At 71.5% G+C, this 15107-nt stretch carries 14 protein-coding genes; 7 read left to right on the top strand and 7 right to left on the bottom strand.

All coding sequences use genetic code 11. The annotated features are described in order from the left end of the window. The first annotated feature begins 87 nt into the window (after nt 1–87). Complete coding sequence (locus ABT354_RS35245) at nt 88–1053, top strand: terpene synthase family protein (RefSeq protein ID WP_351501548.1); 966 nt, start codon at nt 88–90, stop codon at nt 1051–1053. A 28-nt stretch (nt 1054–1081) separates the two neighbouring features. Here ABT354_RS35245 and ABT354_RS35240 read toward each other — a convergent pair whose 3' ends face one another. Continuing rightward, entirely contained in the window at nt 1082–2623 is a 1542-nt protein-coding gene (locus ABT354_RS35240) for an FG-GAP-like repeat-containing protein (protein WP_351501546.1), read from the bottom strand. Nucleotides 2624–2821: 198 nt separating this feature from the next. Between ABT354_RS35240 and ABT354_RS35235 the strand changes: the two genes are divergently transcribed. Continuing rightward, a complete protein-coding gene (locus ABT354_RS35235; protein WP_351501544.1) occupies nt 2822–3598 on the top strand; it encodes an alpha/beta fold hydrolase in 777 nt (258 codons plus the stop codon). A gap of 96 nt (nt 3599–3694) precedes the next feature. On the opposite strand, the gene ABT354_RS35230 is transcribed toward ABT354_RS35235, so the two are convergent. Together ABT354_RS35230 and ABT354_RS35225 are read right to left on the bottom strand one after the other, a co-directional pair. Then, nucleotides 3695–4882: a cytochrome P450 gene (locus ABT354_RS35230; protein ID WP_351501541.1), complete on the bottom strand. Its 1188-nt coding sequence runs from the start codon at nt 4880–4882 to the stop codon at nt 3695–3697. Between the two features lie 387 nt (nt 4883–5269). Continuing rightward, complete coding sequence (locus ABT354_RS35225; protein WP_351501539.1) at nt 5270–6100, bottom strand: hypothetical protein; 831 nt, start codon at nt 6098–6100, stop codon at nt 5270–5272. Nucleotides 6101–6473: 373 nt separating this feature from the next. On the opposite strand from ABT354_RS35225, the gene ABT354_RS35220 reads away from it, so the two are divergent. Both ABT354_RS35220 and ABT354_RS35215 read left to right on the top strand, forming a co-directional pair. Further along, nucleotides 6474–7652: a serine hydrolase domain-containing protein gene (locus tag ABT354_RS35220; RefSeq protein WP_351501537.1), complete on the top strand. Its 1179-nt coding sequence runs from the start codon at nt 6474–6476 to the stop codon at nt 7650–7652. A gap of 239 nt (nt 7653–7891) precedes the next feature. Further along, complete coding sequence (locus tag ABT354_RS35215) at nt 7892–8221, top strand: hypothetical protein (protein ID WP_351501535.1); 330 nt, start codon at nt 7892–7894, stop codon at nt 8219–8221. 102 nt (nt 8222–8323) lie between these two features. On the opposite strand, the gene ABT354_RS35210 is transcribed toward ABT354_RS35215, so the two are convergent. Further along, a complete protein-coding gene (locus ABT354_RS35210; protein WP_351501533.1) occupies nt 8324–8902 on the bottom strand; it encodes a choice-of-anchor C family protein in 579 nt (192 codons plus the stop codon). Nucleotides 8903–9300: 398 nt separating this feature from the next. On the opposite strand from ABT354_RS35210, the gene ABT354_RS35205 reads away from it, so the two are divergent. From ABT354_RS35205 to rox, 3 genes are all read left to right on the top strand, one after another. Next, nucleotides 9301–10389, top strand: a complete 1089-nt coding sequence (locus ABT354_RS35205; RefSeq protein WP_351501531.1) for an RNA polymerase subunit sigma-70 — start codon at nt 9301–9303, stop codon at nt 10387–10389. Nucleotides 10390–10511: 122 nt separating this feature from the next. After that, nucleotides 10512–10988 (top strand): hypothetical protein, encoded by a 477-nt coding sequence (locus tag ABT354_RS35200; protein WP_351501590.1) that lies wholly within the window; start codon nt 10512–10514, stop codon nt 10986–10988. A 424-nt stretch (nt 10989–11412) separates the two neighbouring features. Beyond that, complete coding sequence (gene rox, locus ABT354_RS35195; RefSeq protein WP_351501528.1) at nt 11413–12846, top strand: rifampin monooxygenase; 1434 nt, start codon at nt 11413–11415, stop codon at nt 12844–12846. Between the two features lie 158 nt (nt 12847–13004). Here the strand turns inward: rox and ABT354_RS35190 are convergent, their stop codons facing one another. From ABT354_RS35190 to ABT354_RS35180, 3 genes are all read right to left on the bottom strand, one after another. After that, the gene (locus ABT354_RS35190) at nt 13005–13649 is read right to left on the bottom strand and encodes a flavodoxin family protein (protein WP_351501526.1); all 645 of its coding nucleotides are present in this window, start codon (nt 13647–13649) and stop codon (nt 13005–13007) included. A 104-nt stretch (nt 13650–13753) separates the two neighbouring features. After that, on the bottom strand, nt 13754–14491 hold the full coding sequence (locus tag ABT354_RS35185; RefSeq protein WP_351501524.1) for a VOC family protein: 738 nt from the start codon (nt 14489–14491) through the stop codon (nt 13754–13756). Nucleotides 14492–14538: 47 nt separating this feature from the next. Beyond that, nucleotides 14539–15084 (bottom strand): MOSC domain-containing protein, encoded by a 546-nt coding sequence (locus ABT354_RS35180; protein WP_351501522.1) that lies wholly within the window; start codon nt 15082–15084, stop codon nt 14539–14541. Between the last annotated feature and the right edge of the window lie 23 nt (nt 15085–15107).

Here is a 15107-nt window from a genome sequence, read left to right as displayed (position 1 = left end):
GGTCGGCCCGCCGGGCCTTCCCGGTCGCTCCCCCGGCGGGCACGATGAGGGCCCGATGCGCCGCCGGTCCATGGACGGGAGAGCCGAGTGACGACGTCCGGTTCGGAGCAGGCCTGTGTGCCGCCCGCCTATCCCTGGGTGTGCGATCCCCATCCGGAGGCCGAGCTGCTGGACGCGCGGCTCCCGGAGTGGATCGGGGACCATCTGGACTTCCTCCCGGACGGCGCCGGTGAGCTGTACCGGACGGCGGGTCTGGGGCTGGCCGTCGGGGTGGTGTTCCCCCGGGGTTCGCCGGAGCGGCTCCGTCCGGTCGTCCGGGCCTTCGTCTACTGCACGGCCCTGCACGACTTCCACCGGTCGGCCGAGCCCGCCCGGACGGCGCGGGCGGCCCGCCGGGCGCACGATCTGCTGCTCGGGGCGGCCACCGAGGCGGACGACCACGGGATCCTGCGGCTGGTCGCCGTGGCGGGCGAGGAGCTGCGGGCGCTGATGCCGGCGGAGTTCACCGTACGGTTCGCCGCGTCCGTACAGGACTTCCTCGCCCTGGGCGCGGGCCGGGAGACCACCTTCCGCAGGGGCGGGGTGTTTCCCACGGTCGAGGAGTGCCTGGCGATACGGGAGTACTCGATCGGCGTCGGGTTCTGTGCCGATCTCTTCGAGCTGTTCCTGCCCCGCCCGCTGCCGTCCGGCGTCGCCCGCCATCCGCTCCTCGCCCGGCTGCGGCAGCTCGCCGCGCGGATGTCGGCGCTCCAGAACGACATGTTCACCGCCGAGCGGGCGCGGACGGAGCCTCCCGGGGTGGTGAACACCCTGCTGGCGGCGGAGCACCACTGGGGTCTGACGCCGCGCCGAAGCCATGCGTACGCCCTGCTGCTGAACCGGCGGGCCGTCGAGGAGTTCGCACTCCTCCGGGAGGAGCTGCCCGGTTTCGGCCCCGAAGACGCCCTGGTGGCCGAGTACGTCGAGCGGATCGCGTGTCTGCCGGGAGGGTGGAGCCGGTGGTACGCCATGACCCGGGGCGCCTCGGCCACCCCCGGCCCCGACGCGGGCTGACCAGGCCCCCGCCGGGACAGGTCACGGGTCAGCGGCCGATGAGGTCACCCAGATTGGCCCCTCGGGGATTCGCCCCGAAGCTCCTCGCGCCGAAGGCGACCGCGCCCTTGCCGGTGATCCCGGCCCGGGTGGCGTCGAGGATCCAGACCCCGCCCTCGCCCCGGTTCTCGCCCCGGGAGCCGACGACGAGTTCGCTCCGGCGGTCGCCGTCGAGGTCGATCAGCCGCGCCGCCGTGCCGAAGGAGTCCCCGTTCTCGGTGACCCCCGGGACGCCCGGTGTGTCCTGACTGAGAAGAAGGGACCCCTGGCCGGTGGGCCCGTTCCGGGTGCCGCGCAGGGTGACGACGGTGCCCGCCTGGCGCTTGCCGTCCGGGCCGATGGTCTCCTGGGGGACGCCGACGGCGATGTCCGCGTACCCGTCGGCGTCGATGTCGCCGATGGTGACATCCGTACCGAAGTGGTCCGCTCCGTACGGGCTGTCATGGCCCTCCGCGCTGCCGGGGACACCCGGGCTGTCCTGGTTGAAGACGCGCACCCGGGTGCCGACCGGGCCGGAGGCGGAGCCCGGGACGTAGGTGATCATGCCGCCGGTGGCTGCGGCGGGGTCGCTGGCCCAGCCGTCGTGGGGGCGGCCGACGACCAGGTCCTCGTAACCGTCGTCGTTGATGTCGCCGATGTCGAGATTGCTGCCCTGGAGCCGGGTGCCGGGGCCGTGGACGATGTGCCGGGCGGCGGCGGGGCCGGACGCGGTGCCCTTCCAGTAGACCGTGTGGAACGAGTCGTCGTCCGGGTAGGAGTGACGGGTGGCGGCGAGGTCGGCCCTGCCGTCACGGGTGATGTCCCCGGCGGCGAGGTCGGTGATCGCGCTGTCGCCGTCGTCCGGGACGGTGTCCGAGCCGCCGAGGGGCTTGCCGGAGCGGTCGAACGGCCCGGAGAGCACCCGCAGATGGCGCCCCTGGTCGGTGGTGACGACATCGGGGGCGCGGTCGCCGTCGATATCGGCGGCGACGACATGGCGGCCGATCATGGCCTGGACGGCGGTCCCGGTCAGCAGCGTCGCGGCGCTCTTGAGGCCGCCCTTGCCGCCCCGGATCACCGTGAGGGAGCCGACCCACTGGCCCGCCTCGGTGCTGCCGATGTCCTCGCCGTACGCGCCCACGATCAGATCGGTGTAGCCGTCGCGGTCGAGGTCGGCGCTGGTGAGCGAGGAGCCGAAGAAGTCGTCCGGCTCGGCGGTGCCGGGCACCCCGGGGGTGTCCTGGTGCAGCAGTTGCCTGCGCGCCTGCTGGGGGCCGGACCTCGTCCCGTAGAGCACGGTCACGAATCCCGCCCCGGAGTGGTCGTTCACCTTTCCGTAGGAGGCGGCGACGGCGACATCGCGATAGCCGTCGCCGTTGAAGTCCTCCTCCACCGGCGCGGACCTCTGCGGGGAGGCGGCGGCCGGAGCGGCGGGCGCGGCCGGTGCGGCGGGCAGGGTGGGCACGGCGGAGACACCCGGTGCGGCGAGCGAGGCGACGACGGTCATCGCGGCCACCGTTCCCCATCTTCTGGCGGTGGTGTGAGTTCTCATGACGAAGTCCCCCTGGACTGTCGGACGGCACGGGGGCGGAATCGCTCGCGCCGTACCAACTCGACACACGGGAGCGGCGAATGGTTGCGCCGAAGGGCCGTCCGGCGAGCAGACCGGCCGCGCGCCGATGAGTTGATGTCAGTGCCTCCGTCTACGCTCCGAAAGAACCGCAGAGATGCACAAGGAACGGGGAACACCATGGGTACGTACGTTCAGCTGGGCGCAGTGAAGACCTGGTACGACGAGACCGGCGCGGGCGAGCCGCTGGTGCTGATGCACGGCGGGCTGGTGGACGCCCGGTTCTTCGCGCCGAACACCGGGGCCCTGGCGGAGCACTTCCGGGTCTACACCCCCGAGCGGCGGGGGCACGGCCACACCCCGGATGTACCCGGGCCGATCACCTATGAGCTGATGGCCGAGGACACGATCGCGTTTCTGGAGACCGTCGTCGGGGAGCCGGTGGATCTCGTCGGGCACAGTGACGGGGCGTTCACCGCGATGCTGGTGGCCATGCGACGGCCGGAGCTGGTGAAGCGGCTGGTGCTGATCAGCGGCGGCTTCAACAAGTCCGGGGAGGCGGCGCCCGACATGGAGTGGAATGTGGACGAGATCGCCCAGTTCCTCGGCCCGGCGTACGGGGAGGTCTCACCCGACGGGGAGGAGCACTTCAAGGTCGTCGCCACCAAGATCGGCGAGATGGCGGAGAAGGAGCCGGACCTGGCCGCCGGGGAGCTGGCGGCGGTCACGGCGCGGACGCTGGTGATGTTCGCCGACGACGATCTGGTGACCCTGGCCCATATGACGGAGATGTTCCAGGCACTGCCCGACGCCGAGCTGGCGATCGTGCCCGGGACCTCGCACTTCCTGACGCAGGAGAAGCCCGAGCTGGTGAACCGGCTGGTGGTGGACTTCCTCACCCGTGAGCCGGTCGCCACGGTGGCACCGATCCGGCGGGCCCCGGCCCAGGAGGGGTGACCGTACCCGTACGGCATCACCGTACGGGCCGGGCGCCCTCGATCGTCGAACCGGCCGCCGAACCGACTGCCGATCCGACCGCCCGGGACGGGCCTGTCACCACTCCACGAGATACCGCTGCGGGCTGCGTGAGCTGCTGCCCAGGCGCCATGCCACGCTCTCCGGCGGCTCGACCGCGTGCAGCTCGGGGAAGCGGGCGGCGAGCCGGTGCAGCCCCAGCCGCAGCTCCAGCCGGGCCAGCCAGGCGCCGAGACAGTAGTGCGGCCCGGCGCCGAAGGTGAGGGTGGGCGCCTCCAGCGGGGCGAAGAGGTCGTCGAAGGGCCGCGCGGAGAAGACCTGGGGGTCACGGTTGGCGAGCGCGACATCGGCGAGCACCACCGCCCCCGCCGGAATCAGCACCCCGCCGACCTCGATCTCCTCGGCGGCGCGGCGGGCGCTGCCCCGGTCGTCGCCGAGCGGGATGAGATGGAGCAGCCGGTCGGTGAGGATCTCCGCCGCCTTCTCGTCGGCGCCGAGCCGGGCCCAGGCGTCGGGCCGTTCGCCGAGGAGGTAGAAGAGGCAGTTGCTCAGCATGGTCATGGTGGAGTCATGGCCGCCGACGATCAGTCCGCAGACCAGCTGGACGAGCTGGGTCTCGGGGATGCCGCCCTCCGCGTCCGCCGCCTGGACCAGACTGCTGACCAGGTCGTCACCGGGGGCGGCGCGGCGCTCGGCGAGCACACCGGCGCCGAACTCGGCGAACTCGGCCATCACCTCGGCCACGTCGTCGCCGTCATGGGCGCCGTTGGAGAAGGCGTGGTCGGCCCAGTGCCGCAGCCGGGTCCGTACCGAGTCGTCCAGGCCGAGAAGCCGGCTGATGACCATGACGGGCAGCGGCAGCGCGTACTCGGCGACTATGTCGGCGGGGGAACCGGAGCGCTCCAGCTGGTCGAGGCACTGCTCGACCATGTCCGCGATCCAGGGCTCCCAGCGGGCGACGGCCCGGGGGGTGAAGGCGCGCCGCAGGGTGCGGCGGAGCCGGATGTGGCCCTCGCCGTCCTGGTTGAACATCAGGTCGGGGTTGCTCACCAGATTGGGGACGGTGGAGAGGGCGGGGCTGTCCTCGGTCCACAGCTCGGAGCGGCGGAAGCGGGCGTCCGAGAGGACCTGGCGCACATCGTCCGGTCTGGTCACCAGCCAGGCGGGCGAGCCGTCGGGCAGCTCGGTCGGGCAGGGCGGCCCCACCTCACCGGAGACCACGCGATGCAGGGGAGGAAGGGGGGAGCTGTGGTCCGCGATGGTCACTGTGCCTCCTGCGCACGGCGGCGAGGGACGGGTGGGGAGAAGGGGCGGGGAGGGGTGAGAAGGGGCGTGTCGGGGGGCCGGACGGGGTGGACTTCGCCCAGTTCAGCCTAGGGGCGCGAAGGGGCGCACTGAAACGGCGTACGGCGGCCCTGTGGGCGCGGGTCGGGTGCCCGTTGGCCGAGATGTTTCGGTGGGGGTGCTCTCCCGCGCGGGTGCGGCAGGGTGCGCCGAGGGCGCGACGCGGTACGCCGAGGGTGGGGCACGGTGCGACGCGGGTGCGGATCGGTGGGCGGGGCGGTGTGCAGGGCCGCGTGCGGGGCGGGAACGCCAGGGGCGGCGGCCCCGCGCCGGATGCGCGGAGCCGCCGCCCCTGAAAGGTTCTCCGGCTCAGCCGATGTCGACGAAGTCACCGCCGGCCTTGATGGCCGGGGTGGTCGGGGTGCCCTCGAAGAAGTAGCGGTAGTAGCCGTCCGCCGTGGCCTTGACGGTGGTCTTCAGATTGCCCTTGGAGTCGGTCTTCACCGTCTTCAGGGTGGTGTAGGAGGTGGCGTTCTTCGCCCGGTACTGGAGCTTCACCGGCTGTGCGGTGTAGCCCGTGTAGGTGCCGGTCTCCCAGTTGGCGCGGGTCAGGGCGCCGGTGACGGTGAGGGTGTCGCCCTGCCTCGCCGGCTCCGGGGAGGCGTTCACCGTCAGCTTGGAGGCGCGCTGGATGTTGGTGGTCAGGTACTTGGTGGACATGGCGAAGTCGTCGTTCTCGCCTTCGTCCTTGGCGTCGGCCAGCACGGCCAGCTTCCAGCTGCCCGCGATGCTGTTGAGGTACAGCTCCTGCGGGTTGAAGACGAACTTCAGCTTGCAGGTGCCCTTGGTGCCCTGGTTGGTGCACTTGACGATCTCGGGGTCGGTGACAAAGCCGTCATCGGCGTCACCGACGCTCTTGCCGCGCCACAGGAAGGCGGAGCCGATGTCGATGCCCTTGTTGTCCGTGGCGGTGATGGTCACGTCGACCGACTTCTTCGCGGTGGTGCCGAGGACGATCGGCTTGCCGCCGTTGAGGGTGACACCGGTGATACGGGTGTCACCCTCGTGGATGTCGTCGGCCTGCGCCGCGAACCCCTCGGCTGCGAAGCGGGGGGCCGGGTTGTCGGTGGCCTGGGCGGCCGGAACCGCGAGGGCGGTGGCCGCGAGGGCACCCGTCACCACGGCGACAGAAACACGCATGCGCATGCGAATCCCACGTTCTACGGGGGGCTCCCGGAGGTCCTGAGGACACATCATCGGTGAGCCCGCAGTTCTGGTACGAGCCTCTTGGCTCAGCAGGTCAGACACGTGTCATGTGCCGATGGTTGTACGGAAATTCGCACGGGAGTTCGTCAATCCGTAGGGGCAAACCCTGAACCCTCCCCGGAGATGGGGCCGTTGGCGGGTGCGGGACGCGAACGGGCTCCCTCCTCCATGACGACGATGCTCCGGGGCGCCACGGTCACCAGGATGGGAACCGTCGCACCGCCCGTCCCCACCCCCACCCCGCCCCACGCCCTCCCACCTTGCCGTGCCCCGAAGACTGGAGCCCCTTATGCCCTTGATGCCCTCGATGAGGCCGTCGACCCGTAACGCAGCCGTGTCCGCCGCGCTCGTCCTGGGGCTGGTGGCCGGGCCGCTGGCCCTGCCCGCGACAGCGGCGACGGCCCCCGCCGCCCCCATACCCATATCGGTCGCCGGATCGGTCGCCGCACCGCCGGACCGGCACCCCGGGCCCGACACGGACGCGCTCCGCGCCGCACTCGTCGGGCTGCCCGACGCCGAGGCGACCGCCGCCCTGATCCGGGTCGGCGGCAAGGGGAGCTGGCACGGCCATGCCGGGGTCCGCGATCTGCGCTCACAGAAGCCCGCCCTGGCGCATGCGCGGTTCCGGGCCGGTTCGGTGACCAAGGTGGTCACGGCGGCACTGGTGCTCCAGCTCGCCGCCGAGGGAAGGGTCGATCTGGAGGCCCCCGTCGAGCGATACCTCCCGGGGCTGCTGCCCGCGAGCTTCACCGAGCCCGTGACCGTACGGCATCTGCTCACGTACACCAGCGGTCTCCAGCCGGGCCGTTCGTTCGGGAACACGGTGGAGGAGGAGTATCCGCACCGCTTCGAGACGCTGACCCCCGAGGAGGTCGTGGCCTCGGCGGTCGCCAAGGGGCCGCTGTTCACCGCGGGTGAGCGGCAGCGGTACGGCAATATCGACTACACCGTGCTGGGCATGCTGATCGAGGAGGTCACCGGCGAGCGGTACGAGCGGTGGGCCGACCGGAAGATCTTCAAGCCGCTCGGCCTGCGCCACACCTCCTTCCCCAAGGGACCGGACCCCCGGCTGCACGGTCCGCACAACCGCGGCTACCAGCTGATGGGCGGGGAGTTGGTGGATGTGACGGAGTGGAACATGTCCGACCGCTGGGCGGCCGGCGACCTGATCTCCACGACCGCCGATCTGGAACGGTTCATGGTGGCGCTGTTCCGCGGCCGGGTGGTGCCGGAGCCGCAGCTCAAGGAGATGTTCACCGTACCGCCGGGGATCGAGGGGGCGACCAGGAGCGCGGGGCTCCAGGTCTTCACCCTCCACGGCAAGGAGGTCTGGGGAAAGACCGGGGCCCGCCCCGGCTATGCCACGGTCATCGCCGCGACCAGGGATCTGTCCCGCACCCTCGTCTACAGCGTCAACAGCACCGACGCGAAGGGGGACGGGTCGAGGACGGCCCTGCGCTTCGGCTTCCCGGCCTTCCTGCGCTGACGCCGGAGCGGGCACGGGCGGCGGGAGAACGGGAACGGGCGGCGGTGGATTCACCCGTTCCGGCCGGATGACCGAGGCCCACTGCCGGAGCGGCGGCGGTTGCGCCATCCTGGCCCCATGAGCGGAGAAGGCTGCACCGGCTGCGGGGGTACCGGGCTCACCGAGCATGAGCAGCACACCGTGGAACCCGACCCAGAGACCGGCGAGCAGCGCCCCGTCGTCCATCGGTGGACCGGCTCGTGCAGCGTCTGCTCCGGCACCGGAACGAGGCCCTGATGTCCCGCACCGTCCATGTCTGCCTGGGCTGCGCCGCCCAGTATCTGCCGCCCGCCTCGATGACCTATCCGGCGCTCGGTCTCACCGCGAGCCCGGTCCACTGCGGTGTCCCCGAGTGCCGGGCCAAGGTCTCGGCGATGACCGGGGCGATCGGGGTGCCGGAGGAGGTCCTCGCCGGCTGGGCCCGCCGCGCGGCCGGCCTCACGGGCCAACCCCGCCGCCCCCGCCCCTCCCGCCGCTCCCGCGGCGGCCGCGGCACCCCCTCACCGGGCACCCGCAGCCGGCTGCTCTGAGCCGGCGGGAGAAGTCGAGCGGCCCGCGTCCGGTGGGGGGTGGGGCATCGGGACGCGGGCCGGTTCGCGGTCGGCGCGGGGAGGCCGATCACACGGGGTGGATCAGGCGCCGCAGCCGCAGCCGCAGGCTTCGACGCGGACGTCGTCGATGACGGGGCCGTAGGCGCCCCCGATCGTACTCGCGAAGGCGAGGGTCGTCGTCGCACCGTCGGCCACGAAGGCGACCTTGCGGGTCACGTACCCCATATTGGCGAAGGTCTTGCCGGTGGAGTCGAAGGACAGGTCCCGGAGGTTCCTGCCGTCGACCAGGACGCGGCCGGTCTTCACCGGGGCACCGCCCGCGGGGTTGGCCGCCAGGGCGAAGGTGACGGTGTAGGTGCGCCCCGGGGTCGTGGTGAAGGTCTGGGCGATGCTGCCCGCGACGCCGGCGTTGAGATCGACGGACTGGTTGCCCTCGGCCGCCTGCCAGAATCCGGCGCCGATCAGGTCGATGCCGCCGCTGGTGACCTTCCACGGGCCGATGGAGCCCCCGGTGCCGATCGTGGCGAAGGAGTTGGCCGGCGCGATCGGGTACTCGAAGCTGCCGTCGTCGAAACGGCTGGGCGCGGCCGACGCCGATCCCGTCACCGCCATGACCAGACCCGCGACTGCGCCGGTGACGAGTAAGCGTGCGAACTTCATAGGTTTCTCCCCAAGTCGGGACGGACCCTCCGGAACGTGATCAGCTTTGCGGCGGACGGAAGTTCTGAGAAGGCGTGTGGCAGCGCGTGCGGAAGCGCCCGGAGGGGTCCATGGGCCCGGCGCGCAACAGCGCGCTCCAACAAGCCGATTGAATGACGAAAAGCCCTGCGGGGAAGGGTGTGCCGACACTCCGGAGCGGCGCGGGAGGAACTCCCGTACGTCCACCGCGACTCCGTCCGGACGGCCAGGCGCCCGAGCGGCTCGCACTACGGTCGGGCCGAGCACACGGAGAAGGGCGACGGGGAGTGGGGAACAGCGTGAGCACGGTGGGTACGGGCGGTACGGCGGGTACGGGTAGGGCAGCGGGTACGGGCGGGACAGCGAGGGGCGCCGTCGGCATGGCCTCCCCCGAGCAGGGCCATGACCATGACCACCAGGACCCGGACCTGGACCAGGTACGGGAACGGGAGCGCACTGCCGAGGCCATCAGGGGCGGCGACGAACGCACCTTCGGCGAGCTGGCCGCCCGTCACCGCCATGAGCTCCAGGTCCACTGCTACCGCATGCTCGGCTCCTTCACCGAGGCCGAGGACATGGTCCAGGAGACCCTGCTGCGGGCGTGGGACAAGCGCACCTCCTTCCAGGGCCACTCCGGTTTCCGCGCCTGGCTCTACCGGATCGCGACCAACGCCTGTCTGGACACCCTGGCCGCGCGCCGCCGCCGGACCGTCCCGGCCGTGGACAGCGCGGGCGGCCCGGCGCGTTCGGCCGCCGCCGAGGTCACCTGGCTCCAGCCCTACCCCGATCGGCTGCTCGATCTCGCGGCACCCGCCGGGGACGGCCCGGAGGCCGCCGCCATCGGCCGGGAGACGATCGAGCTGGCCTTCCTCGCCGCGATCCAGCATCTGCCCGCGCGCCAGCGGGCGGTCCTGGTGCTGCGCGACGCGGCGGGGCTGCCCGCGCGGGAGACCGCCGAGACCCTGGAGATGAGCGTGGCCTCGGTCAAGAGCGCGCTTCAGCGGGCCCGCGCCACCCTGCGGGAACGGCTGCCACAGAACCGTACCGACTGGACCGCCGCCACCGGCCCGACCGCCGCCGAGCGCGCGCTGCTCGACCGCTATGTCGCCGCCTGCCGCCGCGCGGATCTGCCCGCGCTCGCCGAGTTGCTGCACGAGGACGCGGTGCAGTGCATGCCGCCCGCGCATCTGGTGTTCAGCGGCCGGGCGGCCATCCTGGACCTGTGGCGCCCGGTGCTGGAGGGCGAGGAGGCCTGGGGCGAGTGGCACTGCCGCCCGCTGGAGGTGAACCGCCAGCCCGCCGTGCTCAACTACGTACGCCGCCCCGGCGAGCCGCGCCACACCGCCGTGAACATCGATGTCCTGCGGATCGAGCACGGCCTGATCACCGCGATCACCACCTTCGGCCCGGAGCTGTCGGCCGCGCTGGGGCTGCCGTCCACCCTCACCCCGGAGGAGATCGACGAGTGACGCAGGTCACATATCAGGCACCGATTCCTTTCCGCGCACGGCGCCGTCATACGGGCACCAACACAGCGAGAGGGCCTGATATGACCGACCGCACGAACGCCACCACCACCACGAACGCCACCATGGACGCCACCGCCACCACCACCGCCCCGGCCGGGGGCCCCGCCCCGCTCGCCGACCGGGAGGTGAGCGCTCTGAACCGGCTGGTGGGAACGTGGCGGGTCAGCGGTGGCGCCGAAGGGACGGTGACCTTCCGCTGGCTGGCGGGTGGGCACTTCCTCGTCCAGGACATCGACCTCGTCCAGAACGACCGGCGGGTCATCGGGGTCGAGATGATCGGCCGGCTCAAGCCGTTCGGCGCGGCGGAGGCGGGGCCCGACATCCTGTCGCGGTTCTACGACGACCAGGGGCACACCTTCGACTATGTCTACGACCCCGACCCGGACGGCGACACCCTGGTCATCTGGGCCGGGGAGAAGGGCTCCCCGGCGTACTACCGGGGAACCTTCAGTGCCGACGGCGCCACCCTCAGCGGGAGCTGGACCTACCCGGGCGGCGGGGGTTACGACTCCGCCATGACCCGTGTCCAGGCCGGTTGACGACCCCGGTCGACAGCCCCGGGTGAGACCGCCGGTGCCCCCGCTGAACCGAAGGGGGGCCCGGTCCGTGAAGCAGGGCGGAGCGCCGGTACCGGAGCTGGACCCGGAACCGGTGGAGTACCGGGAGAGGGCTGTGCGTCGACGGCGGCGCACAGCCGTCCGGCGTTTCCGGGCACGCGCCCATGCCTATGCCTACGGTACCGATGTCGCTGGTGAGGGCTTTCCGCGTCGGACCCGACGCGTCTCCTGAACGGCTCGCCGCACCCCGTACCGACCGCCCCGCTGTCCTTTGGGGCTGCGGCCGAGGGGCCCATATCTCCTTGCCGTACCTCAACTTATAGCTCACAGGGGGGCTTGCCACAAGGCCCGTCCCATGCCGCAGAATCGCTCGGCACAGCCACGACCTGCGAAAATGGGGGACCCGATGTTCGATGTGATCATTGCCGGCGGCGGACCGAGCGGACTGCTGCTGGCGGGCGAACTACAGCTGCGCGGGGTACGCGTACTCGTCCTGGAGAAGGAGCCGACACCGACCGGCCAGGCCCGCGCGCTCGGTCTGCATGTGCGCAGCGTCGAGGTACTGGACCAGCGCGGTCTGCTGGACCGGTTTCTCGCGCTCGGGCAGCAGTTCGCCGTCGGCGGCTTCTTCGCCGGGATCGACCGGGGGTGGCCCGAGCGGCTGGACACCGCGCACTCGTATGTCCTCGCCATCCCGCAGAGCGTCACCGAGCGCCTGCTGGCCGAGCACGCCGTCGAAAGCGGTATCGAGATCCGGCGCGGCTGCGAGGTGGTCGAGGTGGAGCAGGACGACGACGGGGTGACCGTCGGGCTCGCGGACGGCACCCGGTTGCGCTCGCGCTATCTCGTCGGGTGCGACGGTGGCCGCAGCACGGTGCGCAGGCGGCTCGGGGTCGGCTTCCCCGGGGAGCCCACCACGACCGAGACCCTGCTGTGCGAGGCGGAAGTGGCGGTGACTCCGCAGGAGCTGATCGCCGTGATCGCCGAGGTGCGCAAGGACCATGCGCGGTTCGGTGCGATGCCCCTGGGGGACGGTCTGTACCGCCTGATCGTGCCCGCCGACGGGGTGGCCGACGACCGTACGGTCCCGCCGACCTTCGATGAGGTGAAGGAGCGGCTGAGGGCGTTCGCGGGGACCGATTTCGGTGTGCACTCACCGCGCTGGATCTCCCGCTTCGGGGATGCCACCCGGCAGGCCGAGCGCTATCGGGTCGGCCGGGTGCTGCTGGTCGGCGACGCGGCGCACATCCACCCGCCCACCGGCGGGCAGGGGCTCAACCTCGGCCTCCAGGACGCGTTCAACCTCGGCTGGAAGCTGGCCGCCGAGGTCAACGGCTGGGCGCCGGAGGGGCTGCTGGACAGCTATCACACCGAACGCCACCCGGTGGGTGCCGCCGTCCTGGACAACACCCGGGCCCAGACCGAGTTGCTCTCCGCCGAGCCGGGGGCCCGGTCGGTCCGCCGGCTGGTGGCGGAGCTGATGGAGTTCGAGGAGGTGAACCGGTATCTGATCGAGAAGATCACCGCGATCGGGGTCCGCTATGACTTCGGCGGCGGCCATGAGCTGCTCGGCCGGCGGCTGCGGGATCTGAAGCTGGCACCGGGGCGGCTGTACGAGCTGGCGCGCACCGGCCGTGGACTGCTGCTCGACCGGACGGGCGGGCTGTCGGTGGCGGGCTGGGCGGACCGGGTCGACCATGTGGTGGACCCGGGCGCGGAGCTGGACGTACCGGCGGTGCTGCTGCGGCCGGACGGCCATGTGGCGTGGGTGGGCGAGGACCAGGAGGGGCTGCTGAGCGAGCTGCCCCGGTGGTTCGGCGCCGCGACCGCCACCGGCTGAGCCGTACACGTACCGCCGTCACCGGCGGAGCCGTACGTACCACCGTCACTGGCTGAGCCGTACGTACCGCCGCGACCGGCTCGGGGCGGAGGGTCCGGGCCCGCTTCCCGTACCCTCCGCCCCGCCCCCCGTCCCCCCCCATCCCCCCGTTCCGGGTGTCAGACGGACGCGGTCGCCAACTCCTGCTGCGGCTCCTGTCCCTGCTCCTGCTGAGGGAAGCGGGCGAGCGGGGCGTCCCGCAGGAAGAAGGTCTCGGCGCGGCGGAGGGCCCGTTCGTCCTTGCGGACCTGACCGGGGCGCGAGCCATTGCCGAGGAGGACCCCGCCGAACTTCATATGGAGATAGGCGGCGGTGTGGTTGAGGGTGGTCCTCAGGGCGTCGGCGCGGATCTCCTCACGGTCGGCCATCACGGTGACACCCCACAGGGTGCCGCCCTTCATCCGCGTCTCAAGGTCGAGATCGGACACGGCGAGCCAGCCGGACCAGTAGTCGAGATAGCGCTTGATCTGGGCGGAGACCGAGTACCAGTAGAGCGGCGACACGATGACGATGTCCGTGGCCTCGACGGTGGCGGCCCGCAGGATCTCCTCCGCCTCGGAGGCGGGCTCGCCGTCCGTGTCGTGCCGGCCGTCCTGGAAGTCGGGCAACTCCAGTTCGTTGAGATCGATCCAGCGTTGGGTCACATCGGCCGGAAGGCTTTGGGCGGCGATACGGGCGAGGGTCTCGGTGTTGCCGTCGGCCCGTGAGCTGCCGAGGACGAAGAGGAAGGAACGGCCGTTCTGCGGGTTCTCCGTGGTGGTCATGCTCGTCCCAACTGGCTTGCCCCCGCGGGGTATTCCGATCACCGGCACGAGTTGTGGTCGGCATCGGAAATCACACGGGAATAACCCCGTACCAGGAGCGGACCTCAGGGCCGGGCGAGGACACAGAAGTCGCGGCCCTCCGGGTCGGACAGACAGGTCCACGGGACATCGCCCTGGCCGACGTCGAGGTCGGTGGCGCCGAGGGCGCGCAGCCGGGCCACCTCGGCGGCCTTGTCGTCGCCCGGGTCCGGCACCAGATCGAGATGGACGCGGTCCGGCACGGCCTTCACACCGCTGCGGAGGAACTCGATGTACGGGCCGACGCCCTTCTCTGAGCGCCACACCGCACGGTCGTCGGTCACCTCGTGCAGGGTCCAGCCCATCGCCGCTCCCCAGAATCGGGCCATGGCGCGCGGGTCCACGCAGTCGACCACCACTGCGGCGATCGGCCCGGTGTCCCGGTAGATCTCCCGGGGCTCCAGCACACAGAACTCATTGCCCTCGGGGTCAGCGAGGACCGTCCACGGGACATCGCCCTGCCCCACCTGGGCAGGGGTCGCACCGAGGTCCCGGAGGCGCGCGACCAGCTCGGCCTGATGGGCCTCGGAGGTGGTGGCGAGATCGAGGTGCACACGGTTCTTCGCCGCCGTCTTGGGTTCCGGGACGGCGATGAAATCGAGGCAGAACATGTCCGGGTCCGGCCACTGGAAGCCGTCGGGTTGAACGGCGGTCGCCCCGGGCCCCGCGCTGATGACACGCCAGCCGAGGGCCTCTCCCCAGAATCGGGCGACCGCCGAGTCGTCAAGAGCCTTGATGTTCACCAGAGCCGGCCGCAGTGTCATGCCGGTGATCCTACGCACCCGCTCCGCGACGGCATCCGCGATTTCCGTCAGACCCGTTCCAGCGGGAGGTGGGGAAGGGGCGGGGTCTCGACCCGGATGGGGTCACCGGGGCGGACGACACCGCCACGGCGGACCACCGCCATGACACCGGACTTGAAGGTGAACCCGCCGGATTCGGGGTCGATGGTGAAGACCTCACCGAGGAGCCCCTTGCGGAAGTCGTTGATCTTCGCGCACGGGTTCCGCAGCCCCGTCACCTCGATCACCGCCTGCTCGCCGAGATGGAGCAGCGCGCCGGTGGGCAGGCCCAGCAGGTCCACCTCGCGGGTGGTGATGTTCTCGCCGAGCTGCCCCGCGGAGACCTCGAAGCCCTTGAGGGCCAGCTCGTCGAAGAGTTCCTCGTGCATCAGATGGACCTGGCGCAGGTTGGGCAGGTCCGGTTCGTAGGTCATGCGGAACTGGTGGCGGATCGTCTCACCCGCGTGGACGTCTCCTGCCACGCCGAGTCCGGTGAGCAGCGTGACGGAATCGCGATTGGTCTTGCTGAATGTGTATGTCTCGTCACGGCTCACAGCGGCGACCTGGCCGGCCATCTCGTTCTCCCACCTGTTGTCGT

This window comes from Streptomyces sp. NPDC000594, from assembly GCF_040299965.1.
In the GTDB taxonomy this organism is placed as follows: domain Bacteria; phylum Actinomycetota; class Actinomycetes; order Streptomycetales; family Streptomycetaceae; genus Streptomyces.
This window is presented reverse-complemented; position numbering and strand designations above follow the sequence as displayed.

Excerpts from the sequence above, each read along its gene's own strand:
- ABT354_RS35235 (WP_351501544.1), top strand. The coding sequence starts at position 2,822 with ATGGGTACGTACGTTCAGCTGGGCGCAGTGAAGACCTGGTACGACGAG.
- ABT354_RS35220 (WP_351501537.1), top strand. The coding sequence starts at position 6,474 with ATGAGGCCGTCGACCCGTAACGCAGCCGTGTCCGCCGCGCTCGTCCTG.
- ABT354_RS35190 (WP_351501526.1), bottom strand. The coding sequence starts at position 13,649 with ATGACCACCACGGAGAACCCGCAGAACGGCCGTTCCTTCCTCTTCGTC.
- ABT354_RS35180 (WP_351501522.1), bottom strand. The coding sequence starts at position 15,084 with ATGGCCGGCCAGGTCGCCGCTGTGAGCCGTGACGAGACATACACATTC.
- ABT354_RS35200 (WP_351501590.1), top strand. The coding sequence starts at position 10,512 with ATGGACGCCACCGCCACCACCACCGCCCCGGCCGGGGGCCCCGCCCCG.
- ABT354_RS35210 (WP_351501533.1), bottom strand. The coding sequence starts at position 8,902 with ATGAAGTTCGCACGCTTACTCGTCACCGGCGCAGTCGCGGGTCTGGTC.
- rox (WP_351501528.1), top strand. The coding sequence starts at position 11,413 with ATGTTCGATGTGATCATTGCCGGCGGCGGACCGAGCGGACTGCTGCTG.
- ABT354_RS35240 (WP_351501546.1), bottom strand. The coding sequence starts at position 2,623 with ATGAGAACTCACACCACCGCCAGAAGATGGGGAACGGTGGCCGCGATG.
- ABT354_RS35205 (WP_351501531.1), top strand. The coding sequence starts at position 9,301 with ATGGCCTCCCCCGAGCAGGGCCATGACCATGACCACCAGGACCCGGAC.
- ABT354_RS35185 (WP_351501524.1), bottom strand. The coding sequence starts at position 14,491 with ATGACACTGCGGCCGGCTCTGGTGAACATCAAGGCTCTTGACGACTCG.
- ABT354_RS35225 (WP_351501539.1), bottom strand. The coding sequence starts at position 6,100 with ATGCGTGTTTCTGTCGCCGTGGTGACGGGTGCCCTCGCGGCCACCGCC.